The sequence below is a fragment of the Fibrobacter sp. UWH5 genome, from assembly GCF_900142505.1.
GTDB lineage: Bacteria > Fibrobacterota > Fibrobacteria > Fibrobacterales > Fibrobacteraceae > Fibrobacter.
This window is the reverse complement of sequence record NZ_FRBB01000003.1, coordinates 61,258-78,249: the sequence shown is the minus strand read 5'-3', so window position 1 is coordinate 78,249 and position 16,992 is coordinate 61,258. Positions and strand designations below refer to the sequence as shown.

Sequence of the window (16,992 nt, the reverse complement as noted above, 5' to 3'; positions counted from 1 at the left end):
GTGATGTATGCACGAATATGCGACATATCCACCATTTGTATACAGAACGTACCGCTTTTTTTACTTAAATTTCAAAAAATGAGTGGCATTCTGCGCTAGAAAAGGATAAATTTCAAGCCGGTGTGGCATTTCGGAATGGCCGGTCTTTCCGTTATGCCAAAGAATGTTGGAAGGAAAACCATTGATGGATAATAATACTATGAAGAACAAGAAGAATACTCTCCTCGCGGGAGCCTTTAAGTGGATTCTGGGTACATGTATGGTGCTCATGGGAGTGCAGAGCGCCTGGTCTAGCTGTTCCGGTACGCTGCATTTTCAGCCGCCTCTGGAATGGGGCGCTAATAATGCCCCGACAGTGACTTTCTACACTGCTATGAATAACAAGCAGAAGGTTACGTCTGTAATGACCTACAATGCAACGACTGGTTATTACGAATATGACCTTTCCAAGATCGGTGGTGAAGCCTACGACTCCACGTTCACCGTGTATACGATGATGTCGGATTCTACGATCCGCTATATTACGACGGCCAAGTGGAATGGTATCCCGAAGGATAATGCCAAGGATCCCAACTATCCCATGAACAACCGTGACTTCGCCTGCCCCAACAGCAAGGGTGATGTCTACATTCTTGAAAACCCCAAGCAGGCCGGCAAGACTCTTATCTCTTACGGTAAAAAGCCCAACATCAAGTACTTCTACATCTTGGTTCCGGACGATGAAGAATGGAAGGCCTCCGTACCCATGTATTCTGACAATGGAACCTACGCTGGTGGTAAGCCCTTCAAGGTTGACCCCACCATGTGCGGATGGTACTACGCTGTGTGGATGGACGAAGATCTTCCCACTTCTTTTGTTCTCTTTAAGGATTCCGACGAAATGTTGGCCGACGCAATCGGTGTCAACGGTTGGAACAACACTCTTGAAGCCATTGACGTTGAAGCATTCTTCGATGCATACGGTGTAGATAGACTTTACTTTATTGCTGACCCGGATGAAGCTCCGGATGGCAAGCTCTTCTCTGTAGTTGACCCTGAAATCGAAGGTAACTGCTCCTATACTTTGGCTGCAATCCTTTATGATACCGATGCCGCCCTCCATGGCGCATTCACTTGCGATGCTTATCCTGCTGTGGCTTCTAACGGTTGCTATGTGGCTTCTGCTCCCTATGGTTTCCCGGGTGGCGGTGCTGCAAATACTGTTCCCTGTATCGGTGTGACCAAGGGTATCGTTGGTGACTTCCTGGATCCTCTGACCAAGAAGCCGACTTACAATGCTGCTTCTGGTTGCTTTGTAAGTCAGGAAGCTTTTGACGTGATGTTCCGCGAAACTCCCAATGTCAATGCTATGCATTGCCGCGACGTGCTCTTTACCCAGTCTTCTGACGGTATGTGGGAATACGATAGCTATAACGAACCCACCGGTGCATTTACCATTTTGAATGACCTTAAGGACTCCGTTACTCTCGGTACTTGTGTTGGTACTTGCGCTACTGCTGCTGCTACTCGTAAGGGTTTGGGCAACGTCAGATACGGTGTCGGTACTCCGGCTAAGGTTTCCGCTGCAGCTAAGGCTCAGCTGGGTGTCGTGGCCGACTGGTCTGACCTGGAACCCAAGAGCGGTCTCCCCTATATCGACCTTTATCCTGTGGCTGCCGGCGAATTCGACTCCGGTACCAATCCCGACGTTTATGACAACACTTCCTGGGATGCCCGTATTTCTGGCATGAACAACCAGATGTTCTGCTTCGAGTCTCACGCACACTTCGTTTACCGTCCGGGTATGCAGTTCTCCTTCCGCGGTGACGATGACATTTGGGTCTATATCGATAACAAGTTGGCAGTGGACCTGGGTGGTACCCACCTTGCCGCTCCTGGTTACGTGAACCTGGATGAATTTACTGGTGCTCAGGGTGCTCTCGTTACTAACAAGACCTATGACATTGACATCTTCTTCTGCGACCGTCGTACTGATATGAGTAACGTTCGTATCAAGACCAATATGTACATCCAGCAGAAGACTGCCCTTACCAAGGAAAAGACTGAAAACTACACTCCCAAGAATCCTGAATACCAGATGTGCTATACTCAGACTGGTGAAGGTTCTTGTGCTGCTGCAGTTTCTGGTGACGATAAGGCCATCGAATGCTGCGGTGCTGACTTCGTTAATAAGTCTGAATGTACGAACTTCAAGTTCCAGTACTATCTGGTCGCTGGTACCAAGTTCCCTTCCGATCTCTCTTCTGCACAGCTTCTGACCAACGATGCTTCTATTCCGGGTATTGACCTGTCTAACCCGGCTGTGCCCAAGTTCACCTACGAACAGATTGCTCTGCCGCCGGGAACCTGGACTGTCTGGGCCTATATCGATGGCGACAAGAACAAGGTTTATACTTACAAGTCTCAGGGTGAAGTGGAAGTTGTCTTCAATAACGCTACCGCCCTGGATACTACCGAAGCAGAAAACCCCTGTACAAAGGCAACCTGTGGCTTCATGGGTGTTGAAAAGTCCAAGTACGAAGTGGTTGACTTCGCTATGGGTAGTGATTTGGTCCCGGTTTATATTTCTGCAATCCAGGTATCCTCTGATTCCGTGCTGATCAAGCCCAATGACGCAAGAAGCGTTAGCTACACCTTGAAGTCTACTACTGATCGCGCTGATGGAAAGAACTACCTGCAGTACTTCGTTAAGGAAGCAGATGGCTCCTTTACCCCCATTGATCCGGGTGTTGCTCGCAGCTTTGGCCCCGATGGTGGTATTGATACCGTCTATGTCACTGTTGACCTTGGTGATATGAATTACTCCATGGAAACCTACAAGATTTCTACCGCATCTGGTAAGCAGGCTCTGTCTCTGACCTTCTACCTGCCGCAGCTTGCCTTCGTAGATTCCAGGGATTCCAACTGGAAGGAAATTACTGGTGATGATCCCGCCGCTCCTGGTTTCGAAGAACGTTGGACTGATACCGATCAGGACTTCAACATGGTTATTCTGAAGCCCTCCAAGCAGGCCGATGGTTCCTTTGCCTACTACAAGTGCGACGATTGTAACGTTGGCTTGACTATGGCTGCCGGCGTGGCATCTGAAGGTCTTGTACTTTCTGCATCTGAACCCTTCGAAAATGGCTTTGCAAGAGTGCAGATCCGTTGCAGCGGTAATGAATGTAAGACCTATCGTTATGATGCTGAAAATCCTGCTAACAGCAACCCGGCCAGAATCTCCATTTCTGGTAACGGTAGCGATGCTATCATGGCTCACTACCACCCGATTTACTTCCGTGAACCGCCGGTACCTGTGCCGCAGTTTGCTGATATCTTCGACGTAAAGGGTGCTCCTGTTGAAGCTATGAAGATTTATAGCGACTATGTTGCTAGCGAATATCTGGACGGTGTGGGTGACTCTATCGCCATCTACTTCAACCGCAATATTCATAAGGACTCTCTGCCGGAACAGATCTGCATCTTGTGGGATTCTGTTGCTGCTGATACGATTTATCCCTATAAGGACGGTATGTCTACCCTTAAGGCTGACTCCGTTAAGTACTGCAATGTTATCGTCAATAAGACTCAGTACTCCTGCTTGAATCTCGATGCAGCTACTGGCTATTGCGACAATCGCCTCGAAGTTGGCGGCCTGACCCTTTCTAGCCGCATTAAGACTGCTGGTACCGGTAAGGTTTACTCTTATGCATCCTTCGATGATAATGGTAAGCACATCAAGCAGGGCTTTGAAGGCAACATCGTGGATCGTATCGCTCCTGTGCCTATCGAAGCAATCGTGATTTCCCAGAAGAATAAGGATGGTGAACTGAATGGTTACGACAACTTGACCGTGATTCTCTCTGAACCGGTGACCTTGCTGGATCCGACCAACACTACTTCCTTCGACTTCTACCTGAATTCTGCAACTAGCCTTGACTCTGTTGCCAAGTTCGCTTCTGCAACTGGTCCGACTGGTACTGTGGTGACCTCTTCTATCGTTCCTGTTCCTGGTTCTCGTGAAGATGGCTACGGCAAGATTGACGTGATTTACAAGACGTCTAGTAACGCTCTGTCTCCCCATGCTGGTGACTACCTGCGTCTGGGCGGCGACCTGACTAAGCTTATCTGGCGCGATAACATGGATTCCACCGCTTACGGTGCAAATGAAATGCGTACTTCCTTTGACGTAGATTACCACTGGAACTCTCCCACTGGTTACAACGAAACCAAGCGTCTGCCCTCTCGTTGGGTGCTGGTTACCGGTGACGCCGAAGTGGGTGTTTACGATGTGAACTTCGCCTACACTGGCAATGCTGCTGAATGTCTCCTTGATTCTTGCGCAAGCCCGATTACCGCGATCCCTGTCTCTTCTCTGGACGGAAACGAACAGGTCATCAAGAGCAAGTGGGGTATCCCGGGTCACTTGGTCAAGTCTGATATGAAGGCTCTGTACGACAAGAAGAAGGTTGCTAACGAAGACGTTGATATGAGTGACTTCTACTTCTACTACAAGGTTGAATACTTCACCAACCTGGGTGCTTATGTGGCAAGTTCCTCTGCAAAGATCTACTGCGATGACGATCTGAACTTCCAGCACAACAAGAAGTACTTCTTCGGTGGTGCTGGCAAGAACTGTACTACTCATGGCACCAACTACTACATCGGTTGGAACATGACTTCTGATAAAGGTCGCTTGGTTGGTACTGGTGCATACATCACCAAGATCGATACCTACGTCAGAATCAACGGTTCTAAGGAAAACCGCAAGGACAAGACTTCCATGTTCGGTATCAAGAAGTCTAAGAATGCATATCCCATTGATCGCACATGGGAAGACTTCAAGAAGAACAACTAAGTCTTGATAACAAGTGCTTTAAAAAGGGGCGGATTTATCCGCTCCTTTTTTATTATATTTTCTCCATGCGAAAAATTTTAGCTGTTGTATCGCTTTTTGCTCTGGGTGTTTCTGCTGCGTTTGCTGCCGAACCCACTGATCTGGATTCCCTTTTCAGGGGCCATGAATATAAGCCTGTATTGAATGCGTCCCTCAGAGATTCTGCTGATTCCCAGCAGAGTGCCGCCGTGGTTAAGGCAAATACCAAGTCCGGCAAGTCTGACGGTTACTATATGCTGCAGTTCGAAGCTGTTGCTGACTTTGATGCGGCTCAGCGTCGTCGTGCCCAGCTTTCCGCTAGCACGGGTTATGCAATCCAGGTTGTATTCGATACTCCGTTCTACAAGCTTCGTGGCGGTGGATGGACTACTAAGAAAGCCGCTGAAGATAAGGCTCGCGAACTTTCTGCCTACAATATCAATGCGTTTGTAGTAAAGGTTAAGTAGAAGGGAATTGTCGGACCTTTGGGGCTGTGAGATTCCTTGCTGCAAAGATTAAAAAAGGTACTGCGGTTGTCCGCAGTACCTTTTTCTTGTATAACCGTTAGACTTTTTACACTAGCAGGCCAAGTGCCTGTTTGATAGCGTGTTCGTCCATGCTGGAGGGGAGCAGGGCTCGTTCTTCAGGACCAACAAAAACCAGGTTCCTCTCGAAGTCCGGGCGGCCGCTCCTGTTGCGGGGAACCAATTCCTGGGGCTTGAGGGAATAGTAGAAGGGGCCGGTCTTGACGAAGCGCTTTTTCTGAAGACCTTGGTTCAGTGCTTCGGTCAGTGCCTTTTGGAGTACAGGACCTGCGCGATCCACGTGATGCAGCTCCAGAATTCGCTGGATCAGGATCTCTTCGTGAATCGGTGCCTCGTGATCTACGTAGAATTTCAGCTGGGTGATAATGGCTGCAGCCGGCAGTTCAGCAATAGGCTTGTCGTGGGGCGTGCCCTCGATCTTGGGGTGTTGCACCTGGTAGGCCACCACCTGCGGTCCTTCGCTGACGGGCATTTCCAGTTCGTCTTCATCTTCCGGTTCTTCGTCGCTGGCGGGAGGCGGAGCGATACTTTGTTCAATGGCGAGCGTTGTTACCAGGTGGCTGACTTCATCCTGATTTGCCATGTACCAGAAGGGGAGCCAGAGCGCCAGGACCTTCCAGCCAGTCTGTTTCAGGATGGTAGGACGGATATAGTCGCGGTCTTCCACGGATTCACGGAAACGTTCCGTAGTGCAGTCGTCTTCGATGAGTGCTAGGAAGCGGCTAGGATTATTGGCGTCTGCCACGACCGGTCCCACAGGAATGCCTCCCTTGGTAAAGGAGTCTTCGACCTGGAAGTTTTCTTTCTTAAGGGCGTCGATGATGGAATCGTGAATGTCGGACCCTGCTGTATGAAGGTCGTTCTTTTCGGTGAAGTCCTTGGCCTGCAGGTAGGTGATCCAGTCCCAGAAGAGATTGTGCTTGGCATTGCCCTGCTTGGCGAGGTCCGTTTCGGAAATGTAGACGTGGGTTTCGTGCTTTGCCAGAGTGGAACAGACGGCTATCTTGTTGTCGCCGTTGACTCCAGTAACGCCTTCGGATTCGGCGCAAACAAGGATCACGTCGCGGAAACGTCCCGCGGCTCGTTCCGGGGTCTTGACGTAATAGCGGATATCCGGATTCTGCTGTGTGAAGAATCGTGCCGTTGCGGAACCTGCCGCCACCATATTCTTGATGCATTCCTCGATTTCGTGGCAGGTCGTCTGATGGAATGCCACGATACCTAGGGTCTTGCTGGGGTTCTTTTCTGCATGGCGGATGGCTGCCTGTGCGATTGCATTCACCTTGTTCTGGACGACCTTGAACTTGATACCGGTGAATTTTTCGCGGCTGGGAACAGGCAATTGTCTGATGCCGCGGCTATAGATTTTCTGGTTAGCGAAACTTACCAGGGTCGCGTCGGAATACTGGGTCGAGAACCACAGTTCGCGAGTAGAAATGCCCTGGCGAAGAGAGGCTGACAGAATGCTATCGTGGAACAGTGTCGTATGAGAAATCGGCGGTTCCTGGAAGGCGTCGTAAGTGAGCGGTTCCAGAGCGGGATAGTGGGGGTCACCCACAAGAATAATCTTGTTTGCGCTGAGCAGGGTAGGAATGGATTCTACGACAGAGACGCATTCTGCATCAAGAATGATGGCGATGTCAAAGTGTCTGTCTTCTGGCAGGCAGAAAGAATCGCTGAGACTGATGGATGTCAACCTTTCGGGCGAGGCTTGAAGAGTGTCGTGTAATTCCCTGAAGTTCGCGTTGCAGAAACGGTCCTGGATGTCTCTGTATTCCTTGCCTTTCTGGGCGTGTGCCTTGGGATTCAAGGAGAACAGTTCCGGGAAAACCTTGGTTGCTGTCTGCACCTGGGAGCCTGCCCAATGATGAGCTACGGCCTGCGGGATTTCCCGATTGGCCTTGCTGGGATCCTTTAGGAATGCTGAAAGGTTGGGGCAGTTGTAGTCTGCGATTTTCTTTGTAAGGGCAGACAGTTGTAGATGGGTGTCCAAGCTATCCCAGTTCTTGTTCCAGGATTTGATTGTGCCCAACCACTTTTCAATGCTTTGGCTTTCTAGAGGTTCCTCTAGGTTCATTTCCTTGGTAATCTTGCGGATGGCTTGCTGGAGACTGCGTACGGCTTCGCAAAGATCGCCCAACTTGGGCTGTAGGTCTTTGAAGAGACTCCACTGTTCAAGAATTTGCAGGAGCAGTTCAAAACGAGGATTGTCCTTGTGCTTGTCGCGGAAGTCGTACAAGTACTGAATCTTGGTATTCAGTTCAATCCAGTTGGAACGTTCGTAGAGCCAATCTTTTCCGAGGAGGTGATTGCCCAGAACGGCTGATTCCTTGTATGCCTTCTTGTTGTCCTGCAGTTCCAGAAGGGTGTCTATCAGGTCGATAAGCTGGGCGTCGGACTGGACTTCCTTGGGGTTGCGGAGAACCTGGAGGAGCTGGCGCCTAGAAGAACGGTAACGGTCTGACAGACCCTTTAGGGTGGCCTTCTGACTTTCAACGAAGTCTTCGCGTGCGGTAAGGATGTTTTCGTCTACGGCATTGTCGGTGTAAATGTCGGACGTCTGACGGCGGTAGCGGACCCACTTGTCGCCCGCTTCGGGCAGCATGGACAATGTTTCTCTGTAGGCGTCCCAGTTGCTGGAACGGAGCTGCCATTGGTCGTAGGTGGGTGTGCTTTCGCTAAAGTTGTCTTTGAATAGTTCAAGGATATCGGAGAGACCGGCCAGGAAGATTCCTGTGGGGAACAGGCCTGCTTCCTGAAGTCGTTTGAGGATGGTATCCAGTTCACTGGCCCGTTCGGCGGCGCGGTTCAGTTCATCGGCCAGAGAGTTTTTCTGCTCTGGTGTGAGGCTAGGAACCTTGACGCCTTGGAAGGCTGTACGGGCTTCGATGCCGTTTTTCTCGAAGTATAGCTCAGTCAGCTCTGCAAGATCTTTTTTAAGGGCTTCGTACCTTTCGAAGCTAAGTTCGGGCACTCCCTGGAAAATGGTCTCCGGGAATTTCTGCTTGGGGGCTCTGGCCTTGATGAATTCCTTGAGAAGGCCCGAAAGCATGATGCCGGATGGCTGCAGGGGCTTGTTGACTGCGTCATAGTAGTCTGAAAAATCCTTGCGGGCCTTATGGAGTTCCTGGGCGACAGCATTGCGGTCAACGTTGGCGAACGTGCGGAAAGGCGGTTTCCATGTGTTCAGAAATTCCCTGGCTGTGGTTGCTCTGCGGCTGACCACAAGGACGTTCTTCCCCTGGGCGACAGAATCGGCTACGATGTTGGCGGCAACCTTCATCTTTGCGGTGCCCGGCAGCGCCTGGATTGCGTAGGCTTCTACTTCTGGATCCAGGGCGTCTATGGCTGCCTTGCTAGTATGGGAATCGATGGTATAGAGGAAGTGATGTTCACAGGGATTGAATACCTGATTGAAATCTTTTTCCTCGAAGATGGATTCCTTTACCTTAAAGCCGTCTTCTCGAAGAAGGGATGAAAGTACCGGGGCTGTGTCAATTTTCTTGTCGTTCCATCCCTGTTCAAAACGGTTTTTCAGGAGGAGTCGACCGGTGTTGAAAAATCCCAGGCAAAGACCATGACGAGTGAACTTCCAGCTCTTCATGGATGCGATGGACTTTTCGAACATGGAGAAGTACAGCAAGAGGCTGAACTGCCCATTGATGATTGCATCGCCTGCCTTGGGCAGGGGGACGGAATCCTTGAGGCGTTCCCTAAGGACTACGTTCTCAATAGGAGTCCTGTTGGAAATGTAGAGAGTCTTCTTTGTCGTGTCGACATCGAGGGGGATTAAAAGGCTTGGTGCAAGTGCGTTTCCGTCCCACTTCAGGAAGCCCAGAAGAAGGTACAGGTCCGATCTGCCGAAATCTTCGTCTTTTTCTTTAAGGACGGTGCAGACGGATTCAATGGTTTCAGCTTTCTGCTGTGCGCTAAATTTGTCGCTCACAGGGAAGAAGGAATCCAGCGGCAGCGGGCCATTGGAATTTTTCCACTTTTCGAAGAAAAGGTCGCCAGCCTCCATAATAAGAGGAGATTGGAAGTCACCCTTGGTAGAAAAGTTCAGTAAACGATCTTTTGAATCAAAAAGAGCTGCTTCTTGACGAATTTTCGATATGATTGCAGAAGGAGACACTTGAGCCATACTATGAATATAAATTTTTTCCCCCGCGTAAAAATTACGTAAACTTTATAAAGTATGGATTATTTGTTCAACTGCCGCATTTAGGGGCTGTGGGGTGGGGGTATTTTGGAAGCCTGCCTTGTAAAGTACTCGGCCAATGAGGGCTTCGGGGGTTATGCCATCTTCCTTATCTTGCCGAATACTGTGAGCTAGCTCACGTTTGGAAAGCTTCTTGCCGTTGGGATCCACGATTAGGGCATGGTGCAGGTAGAAGGGGCGCTTGTAGGCGGGCATCTGTATGCGGGTGGAATCGGCACAGACGTTGGCGATTAATTCTGAGAGGTAAATCTGACGTGCCGTGGAATTGCGGATGTCTTCGCCTCGAACGATATGGGTTATTCCTTGATGCAAATCATCGACGCAGACGGCGAATTGGTAAGTCCAGAAACCGTCGCGATCCCGGATGGGAAAGTCTCCGCATTGTTCTGACGGATTCTCGCTGAAGTCTCCGAGACGATAGTCCTTCCAGTTTATTATTTTGTTAGAAATTCTAACCCTGAGGCTATGGGGCGCAAGCCCCATCCCATTATTTTCCGGTTCCTTGTCTCCCACCTGAAGGTGGCCAAACGCCTCTCGTCTCTCATCTAAAATTCGGCATTTCCCCTGGTAGATAATTTCTCCAGTTTCGCTTCTGGGATTTTCGGCCTCCAGCTGCTTACGGCTGCAGGTGCAGGGGTACACTAGGTCCTTCTGGGAAAGTTCTTCCAGGACAGCCTGGTAGATGTGATGACGTTCGCTCTGGATGCTTTCGCTGTGGTGCTCAAAACCGAGCCATTCCAGGTCTTCGCGGATGCCGTCGATGTAGGCTTGGCGGGCTCTTCCCTGGTCGTGATCTTCAATTCGCAGGTGGATGTGCAGGTCCCATTTCTTGGCGGCGGCCCAGACGTAAAGTGCCGAAAGCAAATGGCCTTCGTGGAGGTAGCCGGTGGGGCTTGGTGCGAAACGGATTTTTCCTGACATGGCCCAAAGTTATAAAATACTGAATCCTGAAAAATGGGCGGTCGTTTCTTTTGCTATCTTGAGGGGCAAATGGCTAATAGACATTCCAGATTTTTTTATGGTGCCGCCGGTGTTTGCGTGTCTTCCCTGGCGATTGCCCTTGGTGCCTGCGCTTCTGCTCCGGCAACTCAAAAGGCTGACGAAACGGTTCCTGTGGAATCCGCTGTTGCGACCGACGTTGCAAAGGCTGAAACGGTAGAAACGGTTGAAGTTTCTGCAAAAGAAAAACTTCCCGGGAGCTATAAGGATGTTCAGTTCCCCGAGTTCCAGTATGTGGCTCCCCATCCCAAGGATTACCGCGTAGAAATCGCCTCGGGAATCGTGGGCTATATCGTTAGCGATAGAAGTCTGCCTTTGGTTGACTTTACGGTCTACTTTGATGAATCGGATGTGCCTAGCTCCTTGAAGGATGAGGCGGCCAGTTCCATGGTGGGTTCCATGCTTCGCCGTGGTGGCGGTGGTGGAATAACTCCCCATGCCCTGGATGATTCCCTGGAATTCATTAGTGCTGGTCTCAGTTCCTCTGTTGGAACTTTCAGCTCCATGTTCGATATCAACTGCCTGTCCAAGGATTTTCCGGGCATGATGAATATGGCCCGTCAGGTTTTTACGGCTCCCGCCTTTGATGGGGAACAGCTTGAAATTATAAAGGCTAACTATGTGACGGCCTACGACCGTCGATACGATACCCCGGCTAAGGTTCTGTCTGCCTTGAAGAGCAAGGTTAATTATGCCCCCAACGCAAGACTTTGGGATGCCAACGCCGAGGAATACAAGGCTGTCACTCCTGCCGATGTGAAGCGTCTGGCAGAAGGTGTCTACTCTTCGAAGAAAATCATTTTCGCCTTGTCTGGCGATGTGGATAAGGATTCTGCAATTGTTGCCCTAAAGGAATTCTTTGCGAACTGGAAGGTGGATTCTGCCAAGGTAGCTCGCCCGAAGCCTGAACCGCTGACCTTCCTGAACAAGCCTGGAATTTACGTGGTGGACAAGGATATTACCCAGGCCAACATTTCCATGAACCAGCCTTTTGTAAAGCGTCCTCATGCGGATTACTATCCGGCTGCAGTGGCCAGTTTCATCTTGGGCGGCGGAAGCTTTACTAGCCGTCTTATGAATCGAGTCCGCAGTGATGAAGGTCTTGCCTACAGTGTCTATAGTTCCGTCGGTAATGATTATCGCGATACGGCCATGACCACCATCGCCTTGCAGACCAAGGTGGAATCGGTGGACTTTGCCATGAAATTGATTTTTGAAGAAGTGGAAAAGCTGGCCAAGGAAGGTCCTACCGAAGAAGAATTAGCCCAGGCCAAGAAGTCCCTGATCGAAAGCCTGCCCAGCCTGTTTGACAGCCCTTCTTCTACGGCAATCATTTTTGCCAAGGGCGAACTGCTTGGAAAGTCCTTTGACCATTATCTGGATTATGTCAAGGAAATCAACGCTGTGACTCCGGAACAGGTAAAGGCCATGGTGGCAAAGTACTTTGACAGGTCCAAGATGACCGTTTCCATTGTGGCTCCTGTGGCAAAACTTGAATCGATTAAACCTTTTACCGTTGTCCCCCTGGATAGCCTGGAATTTCGTAACTAGTGATAGCCGGTTTCTTTAAAATTGCTGGTTTTGTGCTGCTTGTCCTTGGACTTGCGTTGCCGGCGTTTGCCCAGGATTCTGGAACGACGAATTCTGCGGCTTCTTTTGTTACCGCGATCTCGGCAGATTCCCTGAAGAAAATCGGTAAACATGAATTCCTGAAGAAAAAACTCGGGAATGAAGATGACCTTCGTTCTCTTTGCTCGGGGCTCAAGGCCTGCCTGAATGTGGATTTTGAAGGTTGTTTCGAAGAAGACTTGAAACCATGGCCTAAGGTGAAGTACAACGATGAATTCTGCGCTCCCTACAAGGAAATTGTAAGTCGTGGTTTCAACCCTGATCCCAAGCAGCCTATGGTGCATGAGGTTTTCGCTCGCCTAGGACGCAAGTATCGTGCGATTTACGTGAACGAGGGGACCCTTCCGCTAAATGAAGATGTGATCAGCTACCTCTTTGACAATATGCCTTTTACAGCACAGCTGATTAATGCTTACCTGGATGAAAACTACACCCTCGAGTATACTCATTGGAATCGTCGGTTCTTTAATGGTAGCAATGGCCGCAGCCTTTCTGGAGAATTCTACTGGGCCTTGCAGGATAGTGCCGGTACTAAGCTGGGCTTGCGCAACTTGTTCTTCGGATACGGACATGCCAAGGTCTTGAAATGGTCCCTGCATGGTACTGCAATTGCCTATTTGGACATGGATCCCGTTTCGAGGACGAAACTTAAGTACAAATTAACGGCTATTGTGTTCCCGGCCAACTCCGTCTTGAATTCCATTATGCAGATGGGTGTGTTCAAGAAAGTGGTAAATGAAAAGATCGACCATATTGTGGGAGATGTGAAGAAGGCTGCCGGCAAGTATTTCTCTGGGGACAAGGAGCCCATGCTGAAAAATGCATCCCTGAAGTCAGTGGATAATATTCAGTATGTTCTGGATTTTGAAAGCGTGGTGAATGGGGCGCCCTGGAAACTAGGCGACTTCGAAAAGGTTCAGAAGGAACGCGTCGCGCAGCGTAAACAGGATTTGGACGCAGTTCCAATTATAGTGAAGGACAATCAAGTTTTAGAGGAAAAAAATGAGTGATTTGATCGAAAAGGAAAGCTTGGAATCCCTGCTGGCCCGTGTGACGGACCGTCGAAAGGAACTGTTGACTTCTGTCGTTGACCGTCGTACAAGGCATTTCTGCATGGTGCTGGAAGATCTGTTCGATCCCCATAACATTTCTGCAGTGATCCGTACGGCTGAAGTCTTTGGCCTGCAGGATGTGCACGTGATCGAAGAAGATAACGCCTATAGCGTGAACAAGTCCATCTTGAAGGGTTCCTACAAGTGGATGAGCCTTTACCTTTACAAGAAGCGCATGCTCTGCATGGAAAAGCTTCGTGCCAAGGGCTATAAGATTGCCGTGGCCAGCACCAATACTACCAACTCCGTTCTGGATCTGGACTTGAGCCAGCCTACCGCTTTTTACCTGGGCAGCGAGTTCCATGGTAACCACCCGGACACCCTGGCCCATGCCGACTATGAATTCAAGCTGCCTCAGTATGGCATTACCGAATCCATGAATGTTTCTGTGGCTGGTGGCGTGCTGATGACCTATCTGGATGTATACATGCAGAAGGAAGGCCGCGAAAAGTTCCTGCTCCCCAAGGCAGAACGCGACGCTTTGCTGTATGATTGGCTGGATCGCCATGTAAATGGCATTGAAAATAATAGTCCTATCAAACGTATCGAAGAATAATAACTAGATTAAAAGCCAAATGAAAAAGTATTCTGCACTGTATTTTTCTGTGGGCCTGGTTGTAATACTGGCGCTCATTATTCTTGTATTTGGCGTATTTTTCCTGAACGAAAAGGATCCTCGCGAAACATTCAACACTTACTACCTGCGTTTTACCCAGGTCAGTACCCTTGTGCTGGATGACCCTGTGAAGGTGAACGGTGTTCGTCTAGGTAAGGTCGAGAATATCGAACTTTCTGGACACCGCGTGGTGGTGACGATCCGACTTCGTACCGACGTGAAGATTCCCAAGGATTCCGAAATCAGAGTGCAGAATATCGGTATCATGGGTGAACGTCAGATCGGTATGATTCTCGGCGATTCCACAAGCTACTTCGTCCCGGGTGATACCATTTCGGGTCAGTTCGACGCCGGTATTGCAGAAGCCATCGGCCTTGCCGGTGAAGTTTGCGATAGTACCAAGGTCCTTCTGGAATCTGTAAAGAAGGCTCTGAACCAGACTATCGTCAATCCGGAATTCCAGGATCGTTTCAAGACCCTGCTTGTTAAGGCTGAAAAGCTGGAAGACCGTCTGATGCTTATGCTGAATACCACCGATCCCCAGCTGAAGAAGAGTCTGGAAGGCTTGAACCAGGTGACGGAAAAGGTGAATGGCCTTATTGATGGTGTAAAGTCTCCCATTGACAATATGTTTGCAAGTACCGATAAGGTGATGGGTAACGCAAATAATTTGATTGGCGAACTGGAAGGTGTGACCAAGCACCTAGATGATTTGGTTGGAAGAGTCCAGACTAAATTGGAATCCAAGGACAACACCGCCGGTATTTTGTTGAACGACAGAGCCCTGCATGACGACATCGTGAAGACGGTTCATTCGGCTGATAGCCTGTTCCGTATTATTCTGCAGGACGGTCTGGACGTCAACGTGGATATTTTCTGAGGAAAAAATGATAGTTAAGACATTAGTGGTCACAAACAAGTTGGGTATTCACGCGCGTCCCGCCGGTATGATTGTTGATATTACCGGCCAGGCTAAGAGCGACATCTCCATCGTTTTTGAAGGTGCCAAGGCAAACGCCAAGAGCATCCTGAACGTGATGATGCTTGCTATTCCCGCTGGTTCCGAAGTAAAGTTCGAAATCGATGGTGAAGATGAAGAGAATGTAGCTTCCTTGCTGGAAGGTTTGTTCAATGACCACTTCAACGAAGAACCCTGCTAAGAATGATGGCTTGAATCCGGTTCACGGTTCGTTGCGACGCACTGTACTGACCGGCGTTCCCGCTTCTCCCGGCTTCGCTATGGGCCGGGTTTTCCCGGTTTCGAACCGAGAAATTTCTGTAGTAGAGGAAACTCTTCCTGAAAGTCGACTGGCAGACGAAGAACAGCTTTTCTTGAAGGCTGTTAGCAAGACTGCCAAGGAAATCGCCCAGATCAAGGAAATATCCGAAAGCCGCGCAGGCATGAAGGATAGCCTGATTTTTGCAACCCACCTGATGATTCTTCAGGACCCCGGGTTGGTAAATGGTATTATCGATAAGATTCGCAAGGACCGTAAGAATGCACGCTGGGCTGTGCATGTGGTTCTTGGGGCTTACATTGACCGCTTTGAATCTATTGATTCTGCGGCCATGAGAGACAAGGCGGCTGACCTTAGGGATTTGTATAATCGTCTGATGGCCGCCATGGAAGACTCCGGACCTGTGCTGGAGGATGTGGCTCATGAAGAAGGCGTTGTCCTGGTTGGCCATGAACTTCTGCCTAGCCTGTTGATGTCCATTAAGCCGGGGCAGGTGAGCGGTCTCGCCATGGATACCGGTGGCCGTACTAGCCATGTGGCCATTCTTGCACGCTCTCTCCAGATTCCCCTAGTCTCTGGTTTGCGTAACGCAGCCGCCATTATCAAGGCTGGGGACGTCGTCATTGTTGATGGCTCTAGCGGCAAGGTTGTCGTAAACCCCAACGAAGAAGACATTAAGGATTTCCGCGAAAGGCAGGAAGTCTTTGAACGCCAGCGTCGCGAACTGTTTACCATGCGACAGCTGGAACCTATGACCCGTGATGGTAAGTATATTACCCTCCACGCCAATATCGAAATTCCGGGTGAAGCAGATAAAGTAACGGATTTCGGTGCGACGGGTATTGGCCTTTATCGTTCTGAATTTTTGTTCCTGCGCAAGGATGCTCCCACGCAGGATGAACAACGCGATGCCTATCGCTATATTCTCGAGACAATGTCTCCGTGCCCAGTGACGATCCGTACTCTGGATGCTGGTGGTGATAAACTGGTTAGTGGCATTAATGCAGTGAGTGAGTCTAACCCCTTTATGGGCTGGCGCTCCATTCGTGTGTGCCTCGATCGCGAAGATATTTTCTGTACCCAGCTGAAGGCCTTGCTCCTGGCAAATACCAAGGGCAACCTGAGACTTTTACTGCCCATGATTTCTGGCATGACGGAACTTCGCCGTGCAAAGGCATGCATCAAACGCTGCCGTGATGAACTTGAAGCCGAAGGTAAGAAGTGTGCCAAGGTGAAGGTGGGCGTGATGATTGAAGTGCCTGCCGCTGTCATGATTGTTGACAAGCTTGCCAAGGAAGTGGATTTCTTCAGCATTGGTACAAACGACTTGATTCAGTTCACCCTCGCTGTGGACCGTACCAACGAACTTATTACAGACATGTTCCAGCCGCACCATCCGGCGGTGCTTAGCATGATTTATGAAACTGTCAAGGCCGCCCATCGTGAAGGTATTCCTGTGGCGGTTTGCGGTGAAATGAGTGCTGACCCCATGAGCGTCTTGCTGCTGGTTGGCCTTGGAATTGATGAACTTTCCATGACTCCATGGAACGTCATGTCTACGAAGAAGATTATTCGATCCATCAACTTTGAAGATGTCAGGGAAACGGCTCTGACCGTGCTTCAGATGGACGATGCCGAAAGCGTAAACGCCTATCTTCACAAGAAGTATGCGCAGGCTATTAGAGACCTGGGCGTGCTTAGTGTGGTGGGCCAGGCCGATAACAGCAAGAAGTAAGAGAAAAGTGAAATTTGGTGTTTTTGTTGCAATAATAAGCATGT

General features: G+C 49.7%; 10 protein-coding genes. 8 read left to right on the top strand and 2 right to left on the bottom strand.

Annotated features, from left to right (window positions below; genetic code table 11):
- The first annotated feature begins 184 nt into the window (after positions 1–184).
- The gene (locus BUB38_RS04355; protein WP_073157585.1) at positions 185–4,837 is read left to right on the top strand and encodes a fibro-slime domain-containing protein; all 4,653 of its coding nucleotides are present in this window, start codon (positions 185–187) and stop codon (positions 4,835–4,837) included.
- Between the two features lie 65 nt (positions 4,838–4,902).
- Positions 4,903–5,322, top strand: coding sequence for an SPOR domain-containing protein (locus tag BUB38_RS04350; protein ID WP_073157927.1), 420 nt, complete (start codon positions 4,903–4,905; stop codon positions 5,320–5,322).
- Positions 5,323–5,428: 106 nt separating this feature from the next.
- On the opposite strand, the gene BUB38_RS04345 is transcribed toward BUB38_RS04350, so the two are convergent.
- Together BUB38_RS04345 and BUB38_RS04340 are read right to left on the bottom strand one after the other, a co-directional pair.
- Positions 5,429–9,541: a DUF3320 domain-containing protein gene (locus BUB38_RS04345; RefSeq protein ID WP_073157582.1), complete on the bottom strand. Its 4,113-nt coding sequence runs from the start codon at positions 9,539–9,541 to the stop codon at positions 5,429–5,431.
- Between the two features lie 45 nt (positions 9,542–9,586).
- Positions 9,587–10,540 (bottom strand): glutamate--tRNA ligase family protein, encoded by a 954-nt coding sequence (locus BUB38_RS04340; protein WP_073157579.1) that lies wholly within the window; start codon positions 10,538–10,540, stop codon positions 9,587–9,589.
- A 69-nt stretch (positions 10,541–10,609) separates the two neighbouring features.
- On the opposite strand from BUB38_RS04340, the gene BUB38_RS04335 reads away from it, so the two are divergent.
- The 6 genes from BUB38_RS04335 to ptsP are packed head-to-tail and all read left to right on the top strand — an operon-like array spanning position 10,610 to position 16,948.
- Complete coding sequence (locus BUB38_RS04335; RefSeq protein ID WP_073157925.1) at positions 10,610–12,169, top strand: M16 family metallopeptidase; 1,560 nt, start codon at positions 10,610–10,612, stop codon at positions 12,167–12,169.
- Positions 12,169–13,257: a porin family protein gene (locus BUB38_RS04330; protein ID WP_073157576.1), complete on the top strand. Its 1,089-nt coding sequence runs from the start codon at positions 12,169–12,171 to the stop codon at positions 13,255–13,257. The genes BUB38_RS04335 and BUB38_RS04330 overlap by 1 nt, the downstream gene beginning before the upstream one ends.
- Positions 13,250–13,915: a TrmH family RNA methyltransferase gene (locus BUB38_RS04325; RefSeq protein WP_249269426.1), complete on the top strand. Its 666-nt coding sequence runs from the start codon at positions 13,250–13,252 to the stop codon at positions 13,913–13,915. Before BUB38_RS04330 ends, BUB38_RS04325 begins: the two co-directional genes overlap by 8 nt.
- 19 nt (positions 13,916–13,934) lie before the next feature.
- Positions 13,935–14,855 carry an MlaD family protein gene (locus tag BUB38_RS04320; RefSeq protein WP_073157563.1) on the top strand — a complete coding sequence of 307 codons (921 nt, stop codon included), beginning with the start codon at positions 13,935–13,937 and terminating at the stop codon, positions 14,853–14,855.
- 7 nt (positions 14,856–14,862) lie between these two features.
- A complete protein-coding gene (locus BUB38_RS04315; protein ID WP_073157561.1) occupies positions 14,863–15,135 on the top strand; it encodes an HPr family phosphocarrier protein in 273 nt (90 codons plus the stop codon).
- On the top strand, positions 15,107–16,948 hold the full coding sequence (ptsP, locus tag BUB38_RS04310; RefSeq protein ID WP_073157558.1) for a phosphoenolpyruvate--protein phosphotransferase: 1,842 nt from the start codon (positions 15,107–15,109) through the stop codon (positions 16,946–16,948). Before BUB38_RS04315 ends, ptsP begins: the two co-directional genes overlap by 29 nt.
- Positions 16,949–16,992: the final 44 nt, after the last annotated feature.